Source organism: Fluviicola sp., from assembly GCF_030151805.1.
Lineage (GTDB): Bacteria > Bacteroidota > Bacteroidia > Flavobacteriales_D > Crocinitomicaceae > Fluviicola.
On record NZ_JASLCN010000465.1, the window covers coordinates 1 to 5,248 of the forward strand.

Consider the following 5,248-nt stretch of genomic DNA (forward strand, 5'->3'; position numbering starts at 1 on the left):
ATTCATATATTTTTTCCAAAAAAGCTTTAATCTTTGAGAAAAAACTGAATTATATCAAGATAGTTGGATTGATTGTACCGTTTGTAATAGGTACGATTGCTTTAGGAGGGAATTCAAGTATACTAAACATTTTAATCTACGTAGGTGGAGCACTGATGATTTTCCAAGCGACCATCTCCTTTTTAGCCATCTTGAACAAATGGGACGAGAAATATGCATATTTCATTGAATCAAAAATCGATCGAGGAAATTTGTCGGAAGAATTTAAACAATTATCTAAAATCCCATCATCAGAGCTTGCTGAATTAAAATCTAAATACGCGATTGCGAAAACAAAGCTCTCGGGAAGAGAAACACAAGACGCAAAATTCGAAGTTAAAGAATGGGAACTGAGAATGGGAATGCGTGCAGCACTTAGAGAATTCCAAAGTCAATGTGCAAATTGTCAAGTAAAGCCTTCAAATATGGTTCCATCTGATTGCGATGTTTGTGGGAACTACAAGAAAACAATAATTTATAAATTAATGGGAATATGAATGAATTATCTGTAAAAGCAAAACTACTATTCAAAGGTTTTACTGAACTTACTCCAACTGAACAAGCAAAACTGCTGGAGATATTAAGGGACTACGATTCTGGTTTTTTACGAAAAATCACTTTAAGCGAAGCATTAAGTAAGAGCCTTGGGCCAATGAATACTAATTCTTGTCCAGTATGTGGCAAATGATCTTTGTAATTTGTATTAAAATTAAATCTTGCACAAAATGAACATTACGAACCTATTATCAAAGGCTGAACTGTTTCAAGAGTTGATTATTACTTCTGGATTTCGTAGAGATTTAGGAGATTACATTCAATCTATCCAGCAATCACATAATCAAAACTTGGTATTTATGAAAGATTTGTCGGAAAGAATTAAGAAGAAGTATTATTACTTCGAAGATCATGGATTATTTTCTGATTTGAAGCTATTACTTAAAGACTCAGCATTTACAGAAAATGGAACATTTGAAAAACTCGTGGAATTGGATCTCAATACGGAAATAGATGCTAATTCATATTATGACTCTTTTTATAATATTCTGAATCAACTTGTAATTGCAATCGATAATAATGTCAATGAAATTGAATCTATAACAAAAATCTTAAACATGTATGTTGAAGATGAACCAATAGTAAACGACAAGGAAAAGTCATTAATAGCATTGGTTTTCAAGGATTTGAAAACAGTCGGAACGATCAAAGAGTTCTCTAAATCGTTAAATAAATGGAATAGAACACTTATTATTTTCCATACCTTAGTTAAGAGTGATTCTCCTTCAGAAATAACTTTAGATAGCATTCACAATGGCTCGATTGAAGTTATATGTAATGTAGATGTGGATGTATCAGCTGATCTTGCTCAAATGTTTAAATATGGTATGGAGGCTTTTGCAGCATATTTAGCTTATTGATCATATAATTAAAGGAAATGAAATCAAACTTCTTTCTTTTATTCCAGAAGAAGATAATCCTGAAAATTAAATGTCCTATAATTATCATTATGTTAAATAGCTTGACAAACCAACTTTGACATTTATTGTGCATCACTACAGATTCTTTGAATTATTTCTCCACTTCCTTCAGCTACGATTCATCGAAAGAAAACTTCCTCTCACATGTGCACAAAAGATTCAAGTTCAATTATCGTTTCACTGAATCCAATTCCCACTCATTAAAACACTGTTTTACAAACACCTACATAAAATTATTTCGGACAAACTTCAATCAAAAAAAATTCTACGCGATTCTCCGGAACCAAATTCTGGATTGTTAATAAGAATTCACCCGATTTGATTCAGTGTCCGGATTCAAACAAATCTCTGTGCTTTGGCAATCACCAATAGATTTAACGTTATCTCTTTCAGTGAAATACAAAATCCTGGTTGAGTCTGGAAATCCGTTATTTCAAAATTCCTGAATTTACGCACCAATACTCAAATGAAATCAAATAGCGCATTCTCGCGCATAATCTTATGTTAAATAGGAAGAGCGCTTTTAAACATAACCAGGAGCGTTCGTTTCAAAACAAACACAGCGAATTATTTTCCATTCTTTCATGAAACTTTTCCAACCAAAAGGACGTCTTGATACAAACCCAATACTAAAATACTATTTATGAGAATTAGATCTTTACTACTTTCATCGGCGCTGTTATTGGCGGCGGGCTCTTTTGCACAACACATTGATTCGTCATTTGCGGTTAATGGTTACCTCCCCTATCAAGGTCCGAATTCCAATAGTGAAGGAAATCTGGGCTCAGGTTACGCTTCGGCTATTCAACCGGATGGGAAAATTGTCACCGTTCTTGCCCGTGACGCCAATGTCACTTCCGACTTGTTCATGTATCTCTACCGCTATTTACCGAATGGAATGCCGGATCCGACTTTCGGAGTAAACGGTTCCACTAAAACCTTCTGCGGACAAACCAGTATCGGTTACGATGTTGAAATTCAGCCGGATGGAAAAATTGTCATGATCGGCGAATCCAAGTATTGCGTTAACGGAATTTGTGGAGCAAGCCAATTCGTAATGATGCGCTTTAAAACAAATGGAAGCCTCGATTCTACCTTTGGAAACAACGGTCATATCTTAACGGATGATGTATTCGGAACCACCGGAACCTATTCCATCCCGAAAAGTCTTCACATTCTTCCCAATGGGAAATTTTTGGTTGGAGGCCGCGGTCCGGGTGGAAAACCGGCTATCGCACGACTCAATTCGAATGGTTTTGCCGATATGACTTATGGAACAAATGGCTATTTTTCGTTGGTAAATGTACCCAACACGCAGTTCAAAGACATGGTAATTGGTTCAAACGGCGAAGCTTACGGATTGCTTTTCAAATCGAGCTGGGACCAAACGACCATTTCCTATGATTCGACTAATTACTCAGATAATGTGGTTTTCAAACTAACTCCTGGCGGAACATTGGATCCTGCTTTCGGAACGAATGGAATCTTCACTTTTGGAACGGACGTTACAGACCAACCGTTTTCCATTGCCTTATCGAGTACGGGCAAGTTATTGGTTGCCGGTTATAATATGTCGGAACATTATTATTATTCTCCAATGGATTTTAGTGGCTATGGCGAAGCAAACAGAGGATTTGTGGCTTTTGTAAACGCAAACGGTACATTGGATATGAACATTCCAAACGGATTCTCAAACTTCGATTTCCTCGAAGACAGCGCAACGTTCTTCAATAAAATCATCGAAAGAAGTCCGAATGAGTTCCTGATCTGTGGATTCACTACCGATTATGTCGGTGGAAATTTCCAAAACAAAGGATTGATTGTCAGTATGAATACCCAGGGACAATTAAATCAATCATTTAATGGAAACGGGTACATGATTTTTGACCACGGAATTGTTGGAACCTCCGGATGGAATGGAAAACTGGCAAATTTCATGGATGTCGATGTAATCGGCAGCAACAAAATCTTACTGACTGGTTACCGGAATCCGGTTGGAGGAGCAACAAAAGGAAGCATTTACATCTTGCAGCTGACTTTCGGAACGAGCGGAAACCTGGGAGTTGAAGACCTATCTGCAGAACAGGAATTTTCATCTTATCCGAATCCGGTTACAAACGGTCGTTTTATGATCAATATTGAAGAAACCGCACAGATTGAATTAATTGCTCTTGACGGACGAACACTTTATCAAAGTCAGGTATCACAAGGAATTTCTGAAGTATTCGTTCAATCTGAATACAAAGGAGTTGCAATCCTGAAAGTACAGACACCAGACGGAAAAACGGGAACCAAAAAAATGTTGTTTGAGTAATTCCTTTTGGTCCTCGAACAGATGAAATAAATAAACGAAAATACAATCACGCCTGAATTGTAACCGTGAAGATGCGGAGAACGTGAAGTCCGAAATGACTCCTTTGCGTTCTTTGCATCTTCGCGTTTTTTTGATGTAGATTCGCAAGTTCGCGATATTGCGAACAGCCTTAGAAAACATGGAGATTCAGCGCGAAAAAAGTTCCGAAATCGTTACAAGTTGTTAAATCAAAAACACCTCATTTCCAAACCTCGAATACAAATGTATCTTTGCATCAAAGTATCCGAAATATGTACTCCAAAGAAGCACTCAAGCAATTAAAAACCGATTTCTGGAACCAATTCAAAGTGAAGATGCAAAAAACGCGTTCTTCCAACGGTCGCAGAATGAACTGGCTTGCTTATCCTTCCGAGGTGAAAAACATCTATATCCGTGTAGACGCAGATGGTAAAGGAGCTCGTTTAACAGTTGATATTCAAGGGAAAGACGAAGGAGTCCGTCAAATTTTGTGGGAGCAGCTCTATGAATTAAAAGTCGTCATGGAATCTGAAATGGGAACGGAAGGAACCTGGATCGAAAACACTTCTTCACCTTCAGTTCCTCAGTTCAACCGCATCATTTGGGAACGAACCGATCTGAATTTCTTCAATCCGGAAGATCATGCTGAAATTCAGAGCTTTCTGGCAGATCGTCTCATTCATTTCGATGCATTTTATCAAGAATTTAAGGATATTCTGATAAATCTGGCAATGTAGCCAAAGTCTTTGTATTTTTGCTTTATGTTAAAACAAATAGCCTTTTTTTCAAGCGTTTTGGTTTCAGCGCTTTCGTTGAATGCTCAAACTACCATTTTGGAAGAAGATTTCCAACAGGGAATCCCTGCTAACTGGACCATCATCAAGAACGATTCTTACATAGAACAAGATGCTCAGTTCGCTCCCGGATGGATTACAATTGCAGATCCTGCTAATTCAAACGATTCGGCCGCAGCAGCGACATCTTATTTCACAACAAACGGAAAAGCAAGCCGTTGGTTAATTTCGCCGCCCGTGACAATCGGTACGTATGGAAACTACCTGAAATGGAAGGCAAGATCTTTCGACCCAAGCTATCCGGACACTTACCAGGTATTGGTTTCAACAACTGATACGCAAATTGCAAGTTTTAACGATACCATTTCCCGTGTCGTTTTCGAATCGGAAGAATGGACGGAACGCGAAGTGAATTTATCCGAACAAGGTTATTCAAACGGACAAACCATTCACCTGGCATTTGTGTTGGAAACAACCGGAGGATTCAAATTGTTACTGGATAGCATCCGTGTTCGAAAAGACGATCCGCTTTCATTGAATGAGAACAACCTGAAAACCGATATCAGTATTTATCCGAATCCTACCACAGACTTTATTCAATTTTCGGC

6 protein-coding genes are annotated in these 5,248 nt (G+C 37.9%); all 6 read left to right on the plus strand.

Annotated elements, in window-relative coordinates; genetic code table 11:
* The coding region (locus Q1V93_RS17640) for a mobilome CxxCx(11)CxxC protein (protein ID WP_300666483.1) at positions 1 to 536 on the plus strand (536 nt) is incomplete at its 5' end.
* Positions 533 to 727: a hypothetical protein gene (locus Q1V93_RS17645; RefSeq protein ID WP_300666485.1), complete on the plus strand. Its 195-nt coding sequence runs from the start codon at positions 533 to 535 to the stop codon at positions 725 to 727. The genes Q1V93_RS17640 and Q1V93_RS17645, both read left to right, overlap by 4 nt.
* Positions 728 to 764: 37 nt before the next feature.
* Positions 765 to 1,454: a hypothetical protein gene (locus Q1V93_RS17650; RefSeq protein WP_300666486.1), complete on the plus strand. Its 690-nt coding sequence runs from the start codon at positions 765 to 767 to the stop codon at positions 1,452 to 1,454.
* Between the two features lie 703 nt (positions 1,455 to 2,157).
* Entirely contained in the window at positions 2,158 to 3,828 is a 1,671-nt protein-coding gene (locus Q1V93_RS17655) for a T9SS type A sorting domain-containing protein (protein WP_300666488.1), read from the plus strand.
* 290 nt (positions 3,829 to 4,118) lie between these two features.
* A complete protein-coding gene (locus tag Q1V93_RS17660) occupies positions 4,119 to 4,583 on the plus strand; it encodes a DUF4268 domain-containing protein (protein ID WP_300666489.1) in 465 nt (154 codons plus the stop codon).
* A gap of 24 nt (positions 4,584 to 4,607) precedes the next feature.
* The coding region (locus Q1V93_RS17665) for a choice-of-anchor J domain-containing protein (RefSeq protein WP_300666491.1) at positions 4,608 to 5,248 on the plus strand (641 nt) is incomplete at its 3' end.